General features: G+C 69.6%; 19 protein-coding genes, 1 other RNA gene and 1 pseudogene. 9 read left to right on the top strand and 12 right to left on the bottom strand.

Annotation, left to right across the window (positions count from 1 at the left end; all coding sequences use genetic code 11):
• Window positions 1-4 precede the first annotated feature (4 nt).
• Window positions 5-349, bottom strand: coding sequence for a YbaB/EbfC family nucleoid-associated protein (locus ACK8OR_RS15445; protein WP_410190294.1), 345 nt, complete (start codon window positions 347-349; stop codon window positions 5-7).
• Window positions 350-506: 157 nt separating this feature from the next.
• Between ACK8OR_RS15445 and ACK8OR_RS15440 the strand changes: the two genes are divergently transcribed.
• Window positions 507-1,115: a histidine phosphatase family protein gene (locus tag ACK8OR_RS15440; RefSeq protein WP_410190293.1), complete on the top strand. Its 609-nt coding sequence runs from the start codon at window positions 507-509 to the stop codon at window positions 1,113-1,115.
• A 57-nt stretch (window positions 1,116-1,172) separates the two neighbouring features.
• On the opposite strand, the gene dps is transcribed toward ACK8OR_RS15440, so the two are convergent.
• The 4 genes from dps to ACK8OR_RS15420 all read right to left on the bottom strand — a co-directional run bounded on the left by dps (window position 1,173) and on the right by ACK8OR_RS15420 (window position 4,634).
• Window positions 1,173-1,652, bottom strand: a complete 480-nt coding sequence (gene dps / locus ACK8OR_RS15435; RefSeq protein ID WP_410190292.1) for a DNA starvation/stationary phase protection protein Dps — start codon at window positions 1,650-1,652, stop codon at window positions 1,173-1,175.
• Window positions 1,653-1,903: 251 nt separating this feature from the next.
• Window positions 1,904-3,625, bottom strand: coding sequence for a DNA polymerase III subunit gamma/tau (locus ACK8OR_RS15430; RefSeq protein ID WP_410190291.1), 1,722 nt, complete (start codon window positions 3,623-3,625; stop codon window positions 1,904-1,906).
• 43 nt (window positions 3,626-3,668) lie between these two features.
• Window positions 3,669-4,061: a YidH family protein gene (locus ACK8OR_RS15425; RefSeq protein WP_410190290.1), complete on the bottom strand. Its 393-nt coding sequence runs from the start codon at window positions 4,059-4,061 to the stop codon at window positions 3,669-3,671.
• A 6-nt stretch (window positions 4,062-4,067) separates the two neighbouring features.
• A complete protein-coding gene (locus ACK8OR_RS15420) occupies window positions 4,068-4,634 on the bottom strand; it encodes a TetR/AcrR family transcriptional regulator (protein WP_410190289.1) in 567 nt (188 codons plus the stop codon).
• 87 nt (window positions 4,635-4,721) lie between these two features.
• Between ACK8OR_RS15420 and ACK8OR_RS15415 the strand changes: the two genes are divergently transcribed.
• Both ACK8OR_RS15415 and ACK8OR_RS15410 read left to right on the top strand, forming a co-directional pair.
• Entirely contained in the window at window positions 4,722-5,558 is an 837-nt protein-coding gene (locus ACK8OR_RS15415) for an alpha/beta hydrolase family protein (protein ID WP_410190288.1), read from the top strand.
• A 49-nt stretch (window positions 5,559-5,607) separates the two neighbouring features.
• Window positions 5,608-6,567, top strand: coding sequence for a DUF5996 family protein (locus ACK8OR_RS15410; protein ID WP_410190287.1), 960 nt, complete (start codon window positions 5,608-5,610; stop codon window positions 6,565-6,567).
• 7 nt (window positions 6,568-6,574) lie between these two features.
• On the opposite strand, the gene ACK8OR_RS15405 is transcribed toward ACK8OR_RS15410, so the two are convergent.
• Both ACK8OR_RS15405 and ffs read right to left on the bottom strand, forming a co-directional pair.
• Complete coding sequence (locus ACK8OR_RS15405; RefSeq protein WP_410190286.1) at window positions 6,575-6,793, bottom strand: hypothetical protein; 219 nt, start codon at window positions 6,791-6,793, stop codon at window positions 6,575-6,577.
• Window positions 6,794-6,848: 55 nt separating this feature from the next.
• Window positions 6,849-6,947: signal recognition particle sRNA small type (ffs, locus tag ACK8OR_RS15400), an RNA gene on the bottom strand.
• A gap of 226 nt (window positions 6,948-7,173) precedes the next feature.
• Between ffs and ACK8OR_RS15395 the strand changes: the two are divergent.
• Together ACK8OR_RS15395 and ACK8OR_RS15390 are read left to right on the top strand one after the other, a co-directional pair.
• Window positions 7,174-8,034: pseudogene (locus ACK8OR_RS15395) on the top strand (TauD/TfdA family dioxygenase); the annotation flags it as partial.
• Window positions 8,035-8,134: 100 nt separating this feature from the next.
• Window positions 8,135-8,260, top strand: a complete 126-nt coding sequence (locus tag ACK8OR_RS15390) for a TauD/TfdA family dioxygenase (RefSeq protein ID WP_410190285.1) — start codon at window positions 8,135-8,137, stop codon at window positions 8,258-8,260.
• 3 nt (window positions 8,261-8,263) lie between these two features.
• Here the strand turns inward: ACK8OR_RS15390 and ACK8OR_RS15385 are convergent, their stop codons facing one another.
• The 3 genes from ACK8OR_RS15385 to ACK8OR_RS15375 all read right to left on the bottom strand — a co-directional run bounded on the left by ACK8OR_RS15385 (window position 8,264) and on the right by ACK8OR_RS15375 (window position 11,011).
• Window positions 8,264-9,031, bottom strand: coding sequence for an ABC transporter permease (locus ACK8OR_RS15385; protein ID WP_410190284.1), 768 nt, complete (start codon window positions 9,029-9,031; stop codon window positions 8,264-8,266).
• Window positions 9,028-9,882 carry an ABC transporter ATP-binding protein gene (locus ACK8OR_RS15380; protein ID WP_410190283.1) on the bottom strand — a complete coding sequence of 285 codons (855 nt, stop codon included), beginning with the start codon at window positions 9,880-9,882 and terminating at the stop codon, window positions 9,028-9,030. Before ACK8OR_RS15380 ends, ACK8OR_RS15385 begins: the two co-directional genes overlap by 4 nt.
• 124 nt (window positions 9,883-10,006) lie before the next feature.
• Window positions 10,007-11,011 (bottom strand): ABC transporter substrate-binding protein, encoded by a 1,005-nt coding sequence (locus tag ACK8OR_RS15375; RefSeq protein ID WP_410190282.1) that lies wholly within the window; start codon window positions 11,009-11,011, stop codon window positions 10,007-10,009.
• A 211-nt stretch (window positions 11,012-11,222) separates the two neighbouring features.
• On the opposite strand from ACK8OR_RS15375, the gene nudC reads away from it, so the two are divergent.
• Window positions 11,223-12,158, top strand: coding sequence for an NAD(+) diphosphatase (nudC, locus tag ACK8OR_RS15370; protein ID WP_410190281.1), 936 nt, complete (start codon window positions 11,223-11,225; stop codon window positions 12,156-12,158).
• Window positions 12,159-12,252: 94 nt separating this feature from the next.
• The gene (locus ACK8OR_RS15365; RefSeq protein ID WP_410190280.1) at window positions 12,253-12,714 is read left to right on the top strand and encodes an SRPBCC family protein; all 462 of its coding nucleotides are present in this window, start codon (window positions 12,253-12,255) and stop codon (window positions 12,712-12,714) included.
• Here ACK8OR_RS15365 and ACK8OR_RS15360 read toward each other — a convergent pair.
• Both ACK8OR_RS15360 and ACK8OR_RS15355 read right to left on the bottom strand, forming a co-directional pair.
• A complete protein-coding gene (locus ACK8OR_RS15360; RefSeq protein WP_410190279.1) occupies window positions 12,699-13,361 on the bottom strand; it encodes a glutathione S-transferase family protein in 663 nt (220 codons plus the stop codon). The genes ACK8OR_RS15365 and ACK8OR_RS15360 overlap by 16 nt on opposite strands.
• Complete coding sequence (locus tag ACK8OR_RS15355; protein WP_410190278.1) at window positions 13,358-14,206, bottom strand: prephenate dehydratase; 849 nt, start codon at window positions 14,204-14,206, stop codon at window positions 13,358-13,360. Before ACK8OR_RS15355 ends, ACK8OR_RS15360 begins: the two co-directional genes overlap by 4 nt.
• A 108-nt stretch (window positions 14,207-14,314) precedes the next feature.
• Between ACK8OR_RS15355 and ACK8OR_RS15350 the strand changes: the two genes are divergently transcribed.
• Both ACK8OR_RS15350 and ACK8OR_RS15345 read left to right on the top strand, forming a co-directional pair.
• Window positions 14,315-14,839, top strand: a complete 525-nt coding sequence (locus tag ACK8OR_RS15350) for a c-type cytochrome (protein WP_410190277.1) — start codon at window positions 14,315-14,317, stop codon at window positions 14,837-14,839.
• A 176-nt stretch (window positions 14,840-15,015) separates the two neighbouring features.
• The gene (locus tag ACK8OR_RS15345; protein WP_410190276.1) at window positions 15,016-16,860 is read left to right on the top strand and encodes an extracellular solute-binding protein; all 1,845 of its coding nucleotides are present in this window, start codon (window positions 15,016-15,018) and stop codon (window positions 16,858-16,860) included.
• Window positions 16,861-16,863 lie beyond the last annotated feature (3 nt).

The following is a 16,863-nucleotide window of genomic DNA, read 5'->3' as shown; positions in this document are numbered from 1 at the left end:
GGCGTCAGAACGGCAGCTTCATGCCCGGCGGCAGTCCGAGCCCTTCGGCCATCTTGCCCATCTCCTCGCGCGATTTCTCGGCGGCGCGGGCTTGTGCGTCCTTGATGGCGGCGAGGATCAGGTCCTCGACCATCTCCTTCTCGGCGGGCTGGAAGATCGAGGGATCGATATCGAGCGCCACGAGATCCCCCTTGGCGGTCGCGGTCGCCTTGACGAGGCCTGCACCGCTCTCGCCGGTGACCTGGATGTCAGCGAGCCCGTCCTGCATCTCGCCCATCTTGGCCTGCATCTCCTGGGCCTTCTTCATCATCCCGGCCATGTCGCCGAGGCCGCCCAGTCCCTTGAACATCTTCTCGTTCCTCCTTGGATCGCGTTCCCCCTGAGGTAGCGACGACGAGCCTGTGGTGCAACGGGCCGCTTATCCGACAAACCTTGTCGGAAATATGTTGACTATTTTTGTCAGGTTAGCGACGGATGGGTTATGGAACCCACCGGAGGACGCCGCCATGCCTGATCGCAAACGCCACCCGCTCGTGCGGATCATCATCACCGCGTTGACGCTTCCTGCGGCCGCACAGGCCCAAACCGTCACGCCGGAGACGCTGGTCGAGCGGCTGCAGGAGGGGGGCTATGTCATCTATATCCGCCACGCCGCCACCGAGAGCGACTATGCCGACCAGGTGACGGCCGATCCGGGCGACTGCGCGACGCAGCGCGTCCTCAGCCGGTCGGGCTGGGCCGAGGCCCGCGGCATCGGCGAAGGGTTCGAGCGGCTGGGCATCCCGGTCGGCGAGGTGCTGTCGAGCGAATATTGCCGCGCGTGGCAGACGGCCGATCTCGCCTTCGGTCGCCGCGAGGAGGTCGAGGCGCTCAACTTCCTGCCGTCGGAGGAGTATTCCGAGGCGCAAGTGGCCGAGATGCGGGCGCGCGTCGCGCCGCTTCTGGTCATGCCCGAGGCCGGAACGAACCGGGTGATCGTCGGCCATGACGATCCGTTCGAAGCGGTCACCGGTATCTATCCCGAGCCGCAGGGCGTCGCGTACGTCCTGTCGCCCGCGGATGGCACGTTGGAGGTTCTCGGGTCGATCCCCCCCGATGCCTGGCCCGGCCTCTGACGCGAAGCGCCCGCCCCGCGGTCACGGGGCGGGCGCGGACCCGTGGGGCAGCGCGCATCAGGTGGCGGCGTTTGCGCCGATGAACCAGGTGTCCTTCTCGACCATGCGGCTGACCTCGGTCAGCAGGTCGGCCGTGTCCTCGTCGCCCGCTTCGTCCGCGGCGTCCATGCTCTCGCGGACGGCCTTGCCGTAGACCTTGAAGCGCGACACGAGCTCCGAGATGTGATCCTCGATATCCGTGAGTTCGACCGGATAGGGATCGAGCCCCGATTTCTCCGCCACGACCTGCGTGGTGCCGCGCGCGAACCCGCCCATCAGCGCGACGCGCTCGGCCATCATGTCGGTGCCTTCGCCGAGACGGGCGGAGACTTCGTCCAGGAGCTCGTGGACGCCGATGAAGCCGCGGCCACGCAGGTTCCAATGGGCCTGCTTGACGGCGAGGCGAAGGTCGATGCCCTGGGCGAGGCGGGCGTTGAGCTCCTCGCACATCTGTTCCTGGGTCTGTTGGTCGATACCGGTGACGAAGCTGTCGGGCATGGGAGATCTCCTTGGCGCTGCGGTTGCGACGGGCCAACACGGAAGGGGACGATTCGGTTTCAGGCGAAGGCGCGGGGACCCGCGGGCGGGGCCGGGGGACGCCCCCCGGACCCCCGGCGGTGGGGCCTGCGTCATGCGGCCGGGCCGTCGCCGGTCGCGGGCGCGGAGGGGGCGCTGCCCCCGCCCTTCGGGCCCCCCGAGGTATTTCGGGCCAGAGGATCGAGGAGACGTGTCCGTATGCCGAAGCGCGGTCAGTCCTCGTCGAAGGGATCCCATTCGTCCTCGACCTCGCCCAGCGCCTCCTCGGCGGCGGCTTCGGCGATCGCGGCGCGGGAGCGGACCTCGACCAGCTCGGCGCCGGGGAAGGCATCGAGGATGGCCTGCGTCGTCGGGTGGGCCAGCGCCTCGGCCTCGATCCGCCGTGCCTCGCCGTCGCGGGTCTCGGCGATGCTGGGATCGCCGCCATCGGTCACGACGGACACGCCCCAGCGTACGCCGGTCCAGCCCTGAAGCCGCCCGCCGAGCCGCGCCGCGAGATCGGTCGCGGCGCCAGGCGCGGGCTCGAACTCGATCCGGCCGGGCCGGTAGCTGACGAGGCGGACGCCCGTCTCGACCTCGACCAGCAGCTTGACGTCGCGATTGGCCCGGATCAGCTCGACGACCTCAGTGAAGGTGCCGAACCGGGCGAGGGCCTTTTCGGCCCCGGCCTGCGGCGCGGGCTGCGCACCGCCCCGTGCCACGCGGGCGACGGGCGCGCCGCCGGGGTCGGGGGCGGGGCGCGGGGCCGGGGCGCCGGGACCGGCGGGCGGCGCGTCGCGGAGCTTGCGGACCAGCTCGTCCGGGGAGGGGAGATCGGCGACATGGGTCAGGCGGATCACGGCCATCTCGGCGGCCATCATGGCGTTGGGGGCGGCGGCCACCTCCTCGAGCGCCTTCAGGAGCATCTGCCACGTCCGCGTCAGGGACCGCATCGGGAGGCCAGTTGCGAAGGCCTGGCCACGGGCGCGTTCATCGGGGCTGACCGTCGGGTCCTCGGCGGCATCAGGGGTGATCTGGATGACGGAGACCCAATGGGTGATCTCGGCCAGGTCGCGCAGGATCGCCATCGGGTCGGCGCCATCGGAATACTGCGCCGAGAGCTCGGTCAGGGCAGCGGCGGCTTCGCCTTTCATGACGAGGTCGAAGAGGTCGAGCACCCGGCCCCGGTCCGCGAGGCCCAGCATGGCGCGGACCTCGTCGGCGGTGGTCTCGCCCGCGCCGTGGCTGATCGCCTGGTCGAGCAGGGACATCGCGTCGCGGACCGATCCCTCCGCGGCGCGCGCGATCAGGGCGAGGGCGTCGCCCGCGATCTCGGCGTCTTCCTTCGTGGCCACGCCGCGCAGGTGCGCGATCATCACCTCGGGCTCGATCCGGCGCAGGTCGAAGCGCTGGCAGCGGCTGAGGACCGTGACGGGGACCTTGCGGATCTCGGTGGTGGCGAAGATGAACTTCACATGCGCCGGCGGTTCCTCGAGCGTCTTCAGGAGCGCGTTGAACGCGCTGTTCGAGAGCATGTGCACTTCGTCGATGATGTAGATCTTGTAGCGCGCCGAGGCGGCTCGGTAATGCACGCTGTCGATGATCTCGCGCATGTCGCCGACGCCGGTATTGGACGCGGCATCCATTTCGAGCACGTCGACATGGCGGCCCTCGGCGATGGCCACGCAGGGCTCGCAGACGCCGCAGGGATCGGTCGTCGGCCCGCCGGTGCCGTCGGGGCCGACGCAGTTCAGCCCCTTGGCCACGATGCGCGCGGTGGTCGTCTTGCCGGTGCCGCGGATGCCCGTGAGGATGAACGCCTGCGCGATGCGGTCGGCGGCGAAGGCATTGCGAAGGGTGCGGACCATGGCGTCCTGGCCGATCAGGTCGGCGAAGGTCGCGGGGCGGTACTTGCGGGCGAGCACCTGGTATTCGGGTTTGGTCTCGTCGCTCATCGCGGCCCCTCTCGGTCAGGGGGCCTGTGTAGCGCCCGTGCGGTCAGAGCGTCCAGAGGATGCCGCCGACGAGCACGGCGCCGACCGAGAAGATCGAGGCGAGGAGGCCGAAGGTGCTGGTCGATTGCTCTTCGGTGTCGTGGGTGTCGAGGCGGCGTTGGCCTTTGCACGAGTTGCGCCACGCGGCGTAGAATATAATGAGCGCGGCGCCGATGAAGACGGTGGCGACGCCCTTCGGGAGCCAGGTCGGCTCGGCCTCGTTGAAGACGGCCTTGAGGCCGACGGCGATGGCGATGGCGGCCATTCCGGTGCGCATCCAGCCCGCGAAGGTCCGCTCGTTGGCGAGAACGGTGCGATCCTCGGCCCAATCGGTGCGGTCCTCGGCCCATTGCGTCTTGGTGTCGGCGTCGGACTTGTCGGGGTGGGTATCGGCCATGTCGCCTCAACCCCCGGTGGCGGGCGCGGTTCCGAGGAGGGCCGGCAAGGCGCGGAGGGGGGCGGGGTCGTCCTCGGCCCGCGCGAGGGTCCAGACGCCGATCAGCATCGACCAGAGGCGGCGCGCGGCCTCGGCGGGCGCGGGATGGCCGAGACGGGCGGCCTGGCGCGCGGTGGCGTCGATCCAGCGTTCGAGATGCGCGAGCCCCGCGGCCCGGCCCTCGGCGCTCGGCCCGTCGAGGAGGAGCGTCTGGACGGGGCAGGTGCGCCAGTGGGGATGGCGCTCGAAGAGGCGGGCGAACTTCTCGGCAAGACGCAGCGTGCCGGCGTCGAAATCGTCGGCGGGGTCGAAGGCCCGCGCCACGATGTCGAGAAGGAGGTCCGAGGTGGCGTCGGTCGCGGCGCGCGCGAGGTCGGCCTTGCCTTGCGGAAAATGGTGGTAGAGCGAGCCCTTGGGTGCCCCGGCCCGCGCGAGGAGATCGGCGACCGACGTGCCGTGATAGCCGCGCTCCTGAAAGAGCGTGATGGCCGCATCGATCAGACGCGTGCGGGTGTCGGGCGGCTGGGTCGTCATGACCCGGGACTGACATGGCTTGACCGATCGGTCCAGTCGTGCAGATTAGACCAAACGGTCTAGACCATTTGGTCTAAGGAGGCGCGCATGCTGGCGGAGACGGTATCGATCCCGTCCGGGGACCGCAGGTTGGTCGGGCGGCTGATGCGCCCGGAGGCGACGCCATGTGCGGTGGCGGTGCTGCACGGAGCGACGGGCGTTCCGGCCCGGTTCTACGCGGACTTCGCGGATTGGCTGGTGGCGACGCGAGGCGTCGCCTGCCTGACCTACGACTACCGCGATTTCGGCGCGTCCGGCACGGCGCGCGGCAGCGACGCGACGATGACCGACTGGGGCGTCCTCGACCAGCAGGCCGCGCGGGACTGGCTGCGGGGCGCCTTGCCGGGGGCGCCGCTCTGGGTGATCGGGCATTCGCTGGGGGGCATGATGCTGCCGTTCCAGACCGGGCTGGACGGGATCGATCGGGTCGTCACCGTGGCGTCGGGTGCCGTCCATGTCACCGATCACCCCTGGCCATACCAGACGGTGGCGCGGGCGTTCTGGTCGCCGGTGCTGCCGCCGCTGGCGCGACGGCTGGGGTATCTGCCGGCGCGTGCGATGCGGGTCGGCCACGACCTTCCGGCGGAGGTCTATGCCCAGTGGCGCATCTGGTGCACCTCGCGCGGGTTCCACGCGGCCGACCCGGCGCTGGGGCGCCCGAACCCGCACGCGCTGACCTGCGAGATACGATGCGTCGCGGTGGCCGATGACGATCTCTGCCCGCCGCATTCTGTCTGGCGGCTGATGCGGGCCTATCCGCAGGCGCGGAAGCGTCAGGTTACGATCGTACCGCGCACCGTAGGATTGGGCCGGATCGGGCATCTTGACATCCTCGGGGCGCGGGGCCGCCCCGCCTGGGACAGCGTGATGGGCCCGTCGGACTGACTTGCCGGGCGAGGCGTCTCGGCGCAGCCTGTGACCCGGAGGTGACCCGATGACCGACGCAAACCGGAACTGGCCCGAGATCCCCTATGCCCCCTGGGCCGAGACCTGCACCGCGCTGCATCTCTGGTGCCAGATGCTGGGCAAGGTCCGCCTGTCGCAGACGCCCTGGGTGAACCATTCGTGGCACGCGACGCTCTATGTGACACCGCGCGGGCTGACGACGGGGCCGATCCACGGTGGCGGCGCAGGGTCGGGGCCGGGCGATTGCGTCACGTTGACGCTCGACCTCCACGATCACCGGCTGCTGGCCGAGGCGGCCTCGGGCCAAAGGGACGGGTTCGTGCTGGAGCCGATGTCGGTCGCGGCGTTCCACGACCGGCTGCGGCGCGCGGTCGAAGCCGTGGGCGGGCGCTTCGACATCCACGGCGCGCCGAACGAGCTGCCCGATCCGGTGCCGTTCGCCGAGGACGGGGTCGAGCGGCCCTATGACGCCGACGCGGTGCGCCGCTTCCACGAGGCGCTGTTGCGGATCGTGCCGGTCTTCGAGCGGTTCCGGACGGGATTTCTGGGCAAGGTCAGCCCGGTGCATCTCTTCTGGGGGTCGTTCGATCTGGCCGTGACGCGCTTTTCGGGGCGGGGCGCGCCGCCGCATCCGGGCGGCATCCCCGCGTTGCCCGACGCGGTCACGCGCGAGGCCTATAGCCACGAGGTGTCGTCGGCGGGGTTCTGGCCCGGCGCGGGGGCGGGCGAGGCGATGTTCTACAGCTATGCCTATCCCGGGCCCGAGGGGTTCGCGGACCGCACGGTGGCCCCGGAGGCGGCGCGCTGGGACGCCGATCTGGGCGAGTTCCTGCTGCCCTACGCGGCGGTGCAGGCGGCCGACGATCCGGCGGGGACGCTGCTGGCGTTCTTGCGCTCGACCTACGACGCGGCGGCCGAGACGGGCGGCTGGGACCGCGCGGCGCTGGATTGTGCCGAGGGCGAGGTGGGACGACCGCGCCCGGTCTGAGCGGCCTTCAGTCGTCGATGCGGCGGAACGCGACCGAGAACCACGGCGCCTTGTCGGGCTGGTCATTGGCCTTCAGGACGCAGACGAGCTCATCGCCGACCTGAAGCTGGGCGGCCTCGGCGGCGGCGTGCGGGATGAAGACCTGCTCGTCGGTGTCGCTGCGAATGGCGAAGGCGGGGGCGTTCTCGTTCGCCTTGGTGACGAACACGGTGGTCTTTTCGGCCATGGGCGGAGCGGTCCCGAACCTTGAAAGCTAAATGATCCTGCGCCGGGGACGGCGGGGGTGAGAGGCTGGACGACGACCCAAGTGGGACTCGTTGTGGCTGCTTCCTTCCGGACCTGACCAGGTTGGCGAGGCACCTGCCCGCGCCAACCTCTCGAGGCCCGAGATAAGGCCAGAGCCGGCCTGATGCAAGCCGGGGGCGGAAGGGTTTGACGGCGACGGCGACCCGGGACTAGCCTTTCCGGCATGACCCGGACCCGCGCCTTCTGTCCCAGCCGGACGCCCGGCCTGCCCTACGGCAAGACCCAGCTCTGGTGGCCGCCGGGCGGCTGACCCGCCCCGCCCCGCGACCCTGCCTGGACCGAAGACCCGAAGGACATCCGATGACCCCCACCGTGAACGTGCACGGCGACGCGCTGCGCGTCGTCTGGGCCGATGCGCCCGTCGACTATCCCTTGATCTGGCTGCGCGACAACGCGCCCGAAGTCTTTCACCCCGTGACGCGCGAGCGGACGGGCGACCTTTTGGCGGTGCCGCCCCGCCCTGTTGCGACCGGGGCCCGCGTCGATGCGGGCCGCCTTGTGATCGGCTGGGCCGATGCGGCCGAGACGGCGTTCGAGCTGGATTGGCTGTCGCGCCACCGACCGGGCCTGTCGGAGGACGCCGCCGAGATCGCGCGCCGTCCCTGGCCCGACGGGTTCGTGCCTGAGCGGTTGGCCGTCGACACGCTGGCCGGTGACGACACCCTGCGGGACTGGCTGCGTCGGACGAAGATGGACGGGTTGACCATCGTGACGGGCCTCGAGGGTGCGGAGGCAGGGATCGACCTCGCCCGCCGGATCGGGTTCCTGCGGCGGACGAATTTCGGTACCACCTTCGAAGTCCGCTCGAAGAAAGTGCCCAACAACCTCGCCTACACGTCCGATGAGTTGCCGCTCCACACCGATCTCGCCAACCAGGAGGTCCCCCCCGGCTACCAGTTCCTGCATTGCATCGAGAATGGGGCGGTGGGCGGCGGCTCGACCTATGCCGACGGGATCGCGCTGGCCGAGGCGCTCCGGGCCGATGATGCGGCAACGTTCGAGGTGCTGGCGACGGTGCCGATCCCGTTCCGCTTCCACGACGAGACGACGGATATCCGGGTGCACCGCCCGGTCATCACGCTGGGGCCCCGCGGCGACGTGATCGAACTGCGCTGGAACGCCCATCTGGCCGATATCTTCGACATGGAGGCCGAGGTCCTGCGCGACTATTATCCGGCCTACCGCGCCTACATGGCCCTGACGCGAGACGCGAGATGCGCGGTTCCGGGTCGAGACGCGGCTGGCGCCGGGCGAGATGGCGGTGTTCGACAATCGCCGCATCCTGCATGGCCGCGCCGCCTTCGACCCGAGCACAGGCGCGCGGCATTTGCGGGGCTGCTATGTCGATCGGGGCGAATTCGACGCGCGGCTGCGGATGCTCGGTTGACCTCTAGCCCGGCGCGCGTTCGGCCCAGCCCGCGAAGATGCGTTCAAGGAAGACGACCACGTAGAACAGCGCGATGCCGAGGACGGCAAGCGCGATCAGCACGGCGAACATCAGCGGGTAATCGGCATTGGTGCGCCCGGAATCGAACAGCGCGCCAAGGCCCTTCCCGTGGGGCGACACGATCTCCATCAGGTTGGTCCCGATGAAGGCCAGCGTGACCGACACCTTCAGCGCGCCGAAGAACTCCGGCAGGGTCTTCGGCAGCGCGATCTTCCAGAAGATCGTTGTGTTGGAGGCGCCGAGCGAGCGCAGGATGTCGCGGTATTCCGGCTCGAGTGTCGAGAGGCCGATCGAAATCGAGACCGCGATCGGGAAAAAGGAGATCATGAAGGCCATCAGCACCGTGTTGAGGTCGTGCTGTCCGATGAAGAGGAGTGCCACGATCGGGACCACAGTCGCCTTGGGGACGGCGTTGAAGCCGACGAGGAGGGGATAGAGCGCCTCTCGGGCGAGGCGCGAGAACCCCATGATCATGCCGAGGACCACGCCAAAGATCACGGCGAGCGCGAGGCCCAGCATTGTCCGCCAGAGTGTCTGCCAGCCGCCGATCAGGAACAGCTCCCAATAGCGGGCATAGGCGGGCGGCAGGTCCGAGGGCGAGGCCATAACGAAGTTCGGCCAGCTATTGGCCCAGACGAGCAGTTCCCAGAGCAGAAGGAAGATCAGCATCGCGGCGGCGGGCACGGCGATCTGGCGCAGGGTGCGGGTCATCGCGGGCTCTCCGTGGCGGTGTCGCGGGCCGTGGCGGCAACGTCGCGGTCCGGCGCGGGCGGATCGGGGGCCTCGACCTCGCGGCCCTGGGCGATCTGGATCTCGCGGCGAAGCGTCGCCAGAAGCTCGACCGCGCGCGGCGCGTAGAGATCGTCGAGCGAGCGATGGTCGCCGAGGTCGATCTCGACGATGCGCTGGGCGCGGGCGGGGCGGGCGCTGAAGACGACGGTGCGGTCCGAGAGGAACACCGATTCCCGAAGGTCGTGGGTAATCAGGACGCAGGTCACCCGCTCCTGCCGCCGCAGATCGTGCATCGTCTGCCAGAGATCTTCGCGGGTGAAGGCGTCGAGCGCGCCGAAGGGCTCGTCGAGGATCAGGACCTCGGGACGATGCACGATCGAGCGGCAGAGCGAGGCGCGCTGACGCATCCCGCCCGACAGCTCCGACGGCTTCTTGTCCTCGAACCCCTCGAGCCCGACCAGTGCCAGCAACTCGCGGGCGCGGTCCTGCTGCTGGGTCTTCGACATGTCGGTCGAGACGATCTCGAGGGGCAGCATCACGTTCTGCAGGATCGTGCGCCATTCCAGAAGGACGGGGTTCTGGAAGGCCATGCCGACCGTGCTGCGCGGGCCGGTCACCGGCTCGCCCCCCAGCCGCACGACGCCCTGGTCGGGTTTCATCAGCCCGGCGACAAGCCGGGTCAGCGTGGACTTGCCACAGCCCGAGGGCCCGACGACGGCGGTGAAGCTGCCCTCGGGCATCTCCATCGAGAGGTCGTCCAGCACCGGCAGTGGCCCGGCTGCCGTCGCGTAGGCATGGGTGACGTGTTCGAGGGCGATGGGCAGGGACATGGGCGGGGGTGTCCGGGGATTGGGGGCCGCCCCGGATCGGGCCGGGGACGGGACATGCGCCCGGCGAAGGCTTGGCCGGGCGCGGGGATCGGGGGGCGCGCGACGAAGCACGCGCCCCGTCGTGTCACTTCAGCATGCGGTCCGCTGCATCCGGCAGGTATTGCGGATCGAAGTAGAGGCTCGCGTCGGGCTCGTTCTGGAACTCGTAGACCAGCTTCGTCTGCTCGATCGCCGCGGCCATCCGGGCGTCGTCGATGCCCCCCATGCCGTTCTCCATCGCGAACGGCGTGGCGACATTGGCGTCGATGGCCAGTTGCAGACGGCGCTGTTCGAGGTCCACGTCGCCCGCGGGGTTGCGGTCGATCACGGCCTGCGCGCCCATCGCGGGATCGGCGATGACGTCGGCCCAGCCCTTGGCGACGGCCCGCAGGAAGCCCTTCACGGCGTCGGGGTTCGCAGCGGCGAAGTCCGTGTTCACGATGATCGCGTTGCCGTAGAGATCGACGCCGTGATCGGCCATCAGGATGGTGACGATATCGTCCTCGGGCACCCCGAGGCGGACGAGGTTCAAATAGCTCGAGAAGCTGAAGCCCGTGACGCTGTCGACTTCGCCCTCGGCCAGCATCGGCTCGCGCGTCGGAAAGCCCACGGGCTCGACGGTGATGCTGTCGACATCGAGGTCGTTGGCGGCGGCGAAGATCGGAAACTGCGCCCAGGCGCCGTCGGGCGGCGGCGCGCCCAGCGTCGAGCCGTTGAGCGAGGCGACGTCCGTGATGCCCTGGCTCTTGCGGCCGACGATGGCGAAGGGCGGCTTGTCATAGACCATCATCACGGCGGTGACGGGCGCGCCGGGGTTCTGGTCGAGGAAGCGCATCAGCGAATTAATGTCGGCAAAGCCCACGGGGAAGGCGCCGGTGGCGACCTTCGGGATGGCATCCAGCGACCCCTGGCCCGCGGTGACCTCGACCGACAGGCCCTCGGCTTCGAAATGGCCGTTGTCGATGGCGGCGAAATAGGCGGCGGACGGACCCTCGAATTTCCAGTCGAGCGCGAAGGGCATCTCGGTCTGGGCCCAGGCCGGGACGGCGAGGGTCAGGGCGGCGGCGAGGCCGGACAGACGTGCGAACATTGGTTTCAACTCCCCAGTTGGATCGGCGCCCGGTTGTGCGCGGGCGGCCCGGCAGGGACCAGCCGCGGGGCCGTCGCCGTTCAGCCTGCGCGTGTCGTTGCCCGGTTTTCAAGCGATTCCCCGAAGCGGCGCCTGATTTCCGGGCAACGCGACGGGGCTTGCCCGGCCCGGCGGCATCGCCCATTCAGGGCGGATCGCGACGGGAGGGGCCATGAAGATCGCCGAAACGGTTACATTCGGCGGTGGTGGGCTCGACCGCGCCGAGGACCTGCGCCGCCATCCCGAGCTTCTGGCCGAACTGCCGGTGCGCACGCTCCTGCTGTGGCGCGGCAAACCTCTGGTGCGGGGCGACGCGCTGCATGTGATCGACGGGCCGGCGATGACGGATCACGGGCATCCGGTGCTGGTCGGCAAGATCGACGGCCACGCCCTGATGGCGCGGGACGTGTCGGGGCTGGCGGTCGATGGCGTGGACGAGGAGACGGGCGCCTTCCGCGATCCGACGCGCCAGACCCATCCCGACCTGCCGGACGGCACCGAATTCGCCGAGCTGCGCCAGCTCATGACGCAGCTGACCCCGATCGAGGCGGAGATCGGCGCGACCGCCAAGGGTGTGCTGGAATGGCACCGGACGCACGGGTTCTGCGCCAATTGCGGGACGGCGACGCAGCCCGGCAAGGCGGGATGGATGCGCGGCTGCGCGGGCTGCGGGCGGATGCATTTCCCGCGCACCGATCCCGTTGTCATCATGCTCGTGACGCGGGGCAACCGCGTGTTGCTCGGACGGTCGCCCGCGTGGCCCGAGGGGTTCTTCTCGTGCCTCGCCGGGTTCATGGAGCCGGGCGAGACGATGGAGGCCGCCGTCCGCCGCGAGGTCTGGGAGGAGACGGGCGTGCATATCGGACGGGTCGGCTACCTTGCGTCGCAGCCCTGGCCCTTTCCGGGCTCGCTGATGCTGGGCGCCCATGGCGAGGCCACGTCCGATGCCATCGAGATCGACCCCGAGGAGATCGCCGAGGCCATCTGGCTGGAGAAGGAGGAACTGATGGACGTCTTCGCCGGTACCCACCCCCGGATCACGCCGGCGCGCGAAGGCGCCATCGCGCATTTCCTGTTGCGGAACTGGCTGGCCGACCGGTTGGACTGATCCCGCGGCGAACGCCACCTCCGCGATTGACCCGATCGCGCCCTTCGCAGTATCGGCCCAGCCAGCCCAGCCCCGCACCAACCCCGGAGTCGCCATGAAATTCGTCGCCGTCGAAGACATCGCCGCCCCGATCGAGCACGTCTGGGCGCGGGTGTCCGATCTCGACCGGTTCGAGGCGCGGATCGCGTCGCGCGTCGGCCGCATGACGCGTAGCCCCGACGGCGAACCCCGGCCGGGCACCGCGTGGTCTGCGCGGGCCGAGGTGGCGGGCAAGAAGCGCGACGTGACCGTCACGCTCAACCAGCTGGACGGGCCACAGCGCATAGACCTGAGCGCCGCGACCGACGGAATGGACGTGGGCATCGACGTCGCGCTCGAGGCGATGTCGCCGACGCGCACGCGGCTGACCGTGACGACGGAGGCCAAGGCGCGGTCGCTGGCCGCGCGGCTGATGCTGCAATCGGCCAAGCTGGCGCGGCAGACGCTGGCCAAGCGCTACAAGGGCCGCGTGGCCGAGTTCGCGCAGGCGATCGAGACGGGCTACGGCGCGGGCTGAGGCGGCTGCGGCAGGCCGGGATCGGTTGCCGCGAGTGCGGGCCAGTCGGCGATCGCCGTCCACCAATCGGCCAAAGCCGGGCGGCGCGCCAGACGGTCAGCTCCCTTGGCCGCCTGCACGAAGGCGGCGATCATCGGCGCGAGATGGCAATCGGCCAGCGTGAGCGCCGTGCCGTCCAGCACCAGCCCTTCGGCGGCCACGGCGTCCAGCGCGTCGAGCACCGGCGCGGCGGCGGCCAGACCGTCCGCGACGGCGTCCGGGTCGGCGGCCATGCCCATCGCGGGGCGGAAGACGGCATCGGAATAGACGCCGCGCACCAGCGGGCGGTACGCATAGGCATCCACGATCGCGACGACCTGCGCCATCCGCGCCGCGGCACGGGCGTCGGCGGGCACCATCGGCGGGCCGGGAAAGGCCGCATCGACATAGCGCGTGATCGCCGCCGTCTCGTAGATCGTGGTGTCCCCATGGACGAGGATCGGCACCCGCCCGAACGGATGCAGCCGGGCCAGCGCGGGGTCGGGCGGATCGGCGAAGGGGTCGATCTCGGCCGCGGCATGATCGACGCCCTTGGTGCAGAGCGCGAGGCGGGCGGCGCGGGTATAGACGCTGTAGCGGTAGCCGTGCAGAACCACCGCGCCCGTCACGCCGTGCCGCCGCCTTCAAAATGCTCCGGATCGGCGGGATAGACCCCGAGGATGTCGAGCGCCGAGGTGAAGTAGCGCAGCTCCTCGAGGGCGCGGGCGACGGGCGGGTCGTCGGGATGCCCCTCGATATCGGCATAGAACTGGGTCGCGGTGAAGACGCCGTCGACCATGTAGCTCTCGAGCTTGGTCATGTTGACGCCGTTGGTCGCGAAGCCGCCCATCGCTTTGTAGAGCGCGGCGGGGATGTTGCGGACGCGGAAGACGAAGGTCGTCTTGATCGGGCCCGAGCCGGGCGCGGCGCGGGTCGGATCGCGCGACATGATGAGAAAGCGCGTGGTGTTACGGTCGTGGTCCTCGATATGCCGTGCGAGCACGTCGAGCCCGTAGATCCGGCCCGCCATCTCGGAGGCGAGCGCGGCCTCGGCGGGATCGCCGGCGGCGGCGATCTGCTTGGCGGACCCGGCGGTGTCGGCGCCGATCCGCGGGCGGATGCCATGGGATCCGAGGAAGTCGCGGCACTGGCCCAGAAGGACGGTGTGGGATTGCGCGACCCGCACGTCCTCCAGCCGCGTGCCCGGCACGGCGAGAAGGTTGATATGCACCCGCACGAAAGCCTCTTCGATGATGTGGAGGCCGGAATGGGGCAACAGCGAATGGATGTCGGCGACGCGCCCGTAGGTCGAGTTCTCGACCGGCAGCATAGCGAGGTCGGCCGTGCCGTCGCGGACGGCGGCGATGGCGTCCTCGAAGGTCGGGCAGGGCAGGGGATCGTGATCGGGCCGCGCCTCGTGGCAGGCCTGGTGCGAATAGGCGCCCAGCTCCCCCTGGAAGGCAATCGTCGACATCGTTGAACCCTCGCGGCGCTGGTGCGTTTGGTCGCGGGGACGCCACTTGCTTCCCCGGCCCGAGTTCACATACATACCCGCGAGCCCAGACGCGAGAGAGTGCAGCATATGGATACGATGACGATCACCAAGGCCGGCGGCGCGATTTGCGGGTCACTTCTGATCGCACTGCTGGGTTTGTGGTTCGCCGAGGGGCTTTATCATTCGGACACGGGCCATGGCGAAGAGCATGCTGCGGGTTACGCGATTATCGTCGAGAGCGACGACGCCGGGGCCGACGTGGCCGATGCCGTCCCCGAGGCGCCCTTCGAAGAGGTTTACGTCAACGCCTCCGCCGATGCGGGCGAGCGTCTGTGGCGCCAGTGCTCGGCCTGCCACCAGCTGGAGGCCGGGGCGAATGCGACCGGTCCCTATCTCCACGGTGTCGTCGGACGGGCCAAGCATTCGGTTGACGGCTACGACTACTCCGACGCGCTCCTGTCGCAGGACGGCGAATGGACGCCCGAGAACATCTCGGCCTTCCTCGAGAACCCACGCGACTATGCGCCGGGCACCAAGATGGCCTACCGCGGCATGGAAGATGTCGAGGACCGGGCGAACCTGATCGCCTATCTCGCGACCTTCGGCGGCTGAGATCCGCCCGCGACATTCAAACGGGCCGTCCATCGGGGCGGCCCTTTTCGCGCGCCTTTCCCCGTGGCGCCAATGCCCTATCTCACGCACTGGTGAATCGAACGGGTCGCCGCGCCCCTTGCGCCCGGTCGCGCCCGCTCTTTACCTGTTCGCCAACCTTTAGGGAGGGCCTGTCCATGCTCGCACGTGCCGCCGCCATCGCCATTCTCGCCGCCGCCCCCGCCGCGGCGCAGGAGAATGTCACCGTCAGCCACGGCTACACGAATTTCGGCGAGCTCAAATACGGCCCCGACGAGGTGCTGGCCTACGTCAATCCGGACGCGCCCAAAGGGGGCGAGATCAGCCTCGCGACGCTGGCCACCTTCGACAGCTTCAACCCCTATGCGCGCAAGGGCGTGGCGGAATCGACCGCCGCCGATCTGGTTTACGAGCGGATCATGTTCTCGGCCGCCGACGATCCCTACGGCACCTACTGCTATCTCTGCACGACGATCGAGTATCCCGACGACCTCGAATGGCTCATCATCAACCTGCGCGAGGACGTGACCTTCTCGGACGGCACGCCGATGACCGCCGAGGACGTGGTGTTCACCGCCAACCTCTTCCTCGAGCAGGGCATCCCGGAGTTCCGGCAGGCGATCGGCAACTTCTTCTCGAAGATCGAGGCGACCGGCCCCTACCAGGTCCGCTACGAGTTTGGGCCAGACGCCGATTTCCGCACCCGCGTGGCGCAGTCCGGGGCCTGGGTCGCCTGGTCGAAGGCGTGGTTCGAGGAGAGCGGCCAGCGCCTCGACGACAGCGCCGATCGGCCCTTCCTCGGGACCGGGCCCTACGTGCTCGACCGGGTCGATATGGGGCGCAGCGTCGTCTATCGGAAGGACCCCGACTGGTGGGGCGCGGATGTGCCGTCGAATGTCGGTCGGCATAATTTCGACGCCATCCGGATCGAGGCGTTCCTCGACCAGACCGCCGCGCTCGAGGCGTTCAAGGCGGGCGAGTACACCGTGCGCACGCCCGGATCGGCACGCGAATGGGCGGTCGATTACAACTTCCCGGCGGTCGAGCGGGGCGACGTGATCACCGAGACGATCCCCGATGGCGGGATCGACGCGGCGCGCGGGCTGGCCTTCAACCTGCGCCGCGAGAAGTGGCAGGACCCGAGGGTCCGCGACGCGGTGCGGATGCTGTTCAACTTCGAATGGTCCAACGAGACGCTGTTCAATGGTCTCTACGAGCGGCCCTATTCCGTCTGGGGCAATTCCGAGCTGGCCGCCGACGGCCCGCCCACGCCGGGCGAGCTGGCCGTGCTGGAGCCGCTGGTCGCCCAAGGTCTGTTGGACGAAGCGATCCTGGCCGAGGACGCCGTCATGCCGCCCGTCAGCGACGCGTCGGGCAACGCGCCCGACCGCCGCACCCGCCGCGAGGCGACGCGGCTCCTGGCCGATGCGGGCTGGACGGTGGGCGATGACGGCCTTCTGCGCAACGAGGCGGGCGAGACGCTGACGCTCTCGATCATCCAGTTCGACGCCAATCTCGACCGGGTGATGAACCCGTTCATCCAGAACCTGCGCCTCGTCGGGATCGACGCGAGCCTGCGCCGCACGGACACGTCGCAATATGTCGAGCTGCGCCGCAACCGCGACTGGGACCTGTCGAACATCATTCCCGGGCAGGGCTACGAGCCGGGACCGGGCCTCGTGCAATGGTTCGGCAGCGAGACGCGCGAGGACTCGAGCCGCAATATCATGGGCCTCGCCGATCCAGCGGTCGACAGCCTGATCGAGTCGGTCGTCGTCTCGGACACGCTCGACGATCTGCGCGACCGCACGCGCGCGCTGGACCGGGTGCTGCGCGCCCATGGCTTCTGGCTGGCGCAGTGGGAGAACCGGGACATCTGGGTGGCCTACTGGAACCAGTATGGACGGCCCGATCCGCTGCCGCCGCTGGCCGTCGGTCTTCTGGATTTCTGGTGGTACGAGGCCGAGAAGGCCGAAGCCCTGCGGGCCTCCGGGGCGCTGTAACCT

The organism is Jannaschia halovivens, assembly GCF_046452375.1.
In the GTDB taxonomy this organism is placed as follows: domain Bacteria; phylum Pseudomonadota; class Alphaproteobacteria; order Rhodobacterales; family Rhodobacteraceae; genus Jannaschia; species Jannaschia halovivens.
Note: the sequence above shows the minus strand (reverse complement) of the source record. Positions and strands in the feature narration are given on the sequence as shown.

Coding starts and splice junctions, on each gene's coding strand:
- ACK8OR_RS15440 (WP_410190293.1), top strand. CDS start 507: ATGCCTGATCGCAAACGCCACCCGCTCGTGCGGATCATCATCACCGCG.
- ACK8OR_RS15355 (WP_410190278.1), bottom strand. CDS start 14,206: ATGTCGACGATTGCCTTCCAGGGGGAGCTGGGCGCCTATTCGCACCAG.
- ACK8OR_RS15445 (WP_410190294.1), bottom strand. CDS start 349: ATGTTCAAGGGACTGGGCGGCCTCGGCGACATGGCCGGGATGATGAAG.
- ACK8OR_RS15380 (WP_410190283.1), bottom strand. CDS start 9,882: ATGTCCCTGCCCATCGCCCTCGAACACGTCACCCATGCCTACGCGACG.
- ACK8OR_RS15410 (WP_410190287.1), top strand. CDS start 5,608: ATGACCGACGCAAACCGGAACTGGCCCGAGATCCCCTATGCCCCCTGG.
- ACK8OR_RS15405 (WP_410190286.1), bottom strand. CDS start 6,793: ATGGCCGAAAAGACCACCGTGTTCGTCACCAAGGCGAACGAGAACGCC.
- ACK8OR_RS15345 (WP_410190276.1), top strand. CDS start 15,016: ATGCTCGCACGTGCCGCCGCCATCGCCATTCTCGCCGCCGCCCCCGCC.
- nudC (WP_410190281.1), top strand. CDS start 11,223: ATGAAGATCGCCGAAACGGTTACATTCGGCGGTGGTGGGCTCGACCGC.
- dps (WP_410190292.1), bottom strand. CDS start 1,652: ATGCCCGACAGCTTCGTCACCGGTATCGACCAACAGACCCAGGAACAG.
- ACK8OR_RS15420 (WP_410190289.1), bottom strand. CDS start 4,634: ATGACGACCCAGCCGCCCGACACCCGCACGCGTCTGATCGATGCGGCC.
- ACK8OR_RS15350 (WP_410190277.1), top strand. CDS start 14,315: ATGGATACGATGACGATCACCAAGGCCGGCGGCGCGATTTGCGGGTCA.
- ACK8OR_RS15425 (WP_410190290.1), bottom strand. CDS start 4,061: ATGGCCGATACCCACCCCGACAAGTCCGACGCCGACACCAAGACGCAA.
- ACK8OR_RS15375 (WP_410190282.1), bottom strand. CDS start 11,011: ATGTTCGCACGTCTGTCCGGCCTCGCCGCCGCCCTGACCCTCGCCGTC.
- ACK8OR_RS15365 (WP_410190280.1), top strand. CDS start 12,253: ATGAAATTCGTCGCCGTCGAAGACATCGCCGCCCCGATCGAGCACGTC.
- ACK8OR_RS15415 (WP_410190288.1), top strand. CDS start 4,722: ATGCTGGCGGAGACGGTATCGATCCCGTCCGGGGACCGCAGGTTGGTC.
- ACK8OR_RS15385 (WP_410190284.1), bottom strand. CDS start 9,031: ATGACCCGCACCCTGCGCCAGATCGCCGTGCCCGCCGCCGCGATGCTG.
- ACK8OR_RS15430 (WP_410190291.1), bottom strand. CDS start 3,625: ATGAGCGACGAGACCAAACCCGAATACCAGGTGCTCGCCCGCAAGTAC.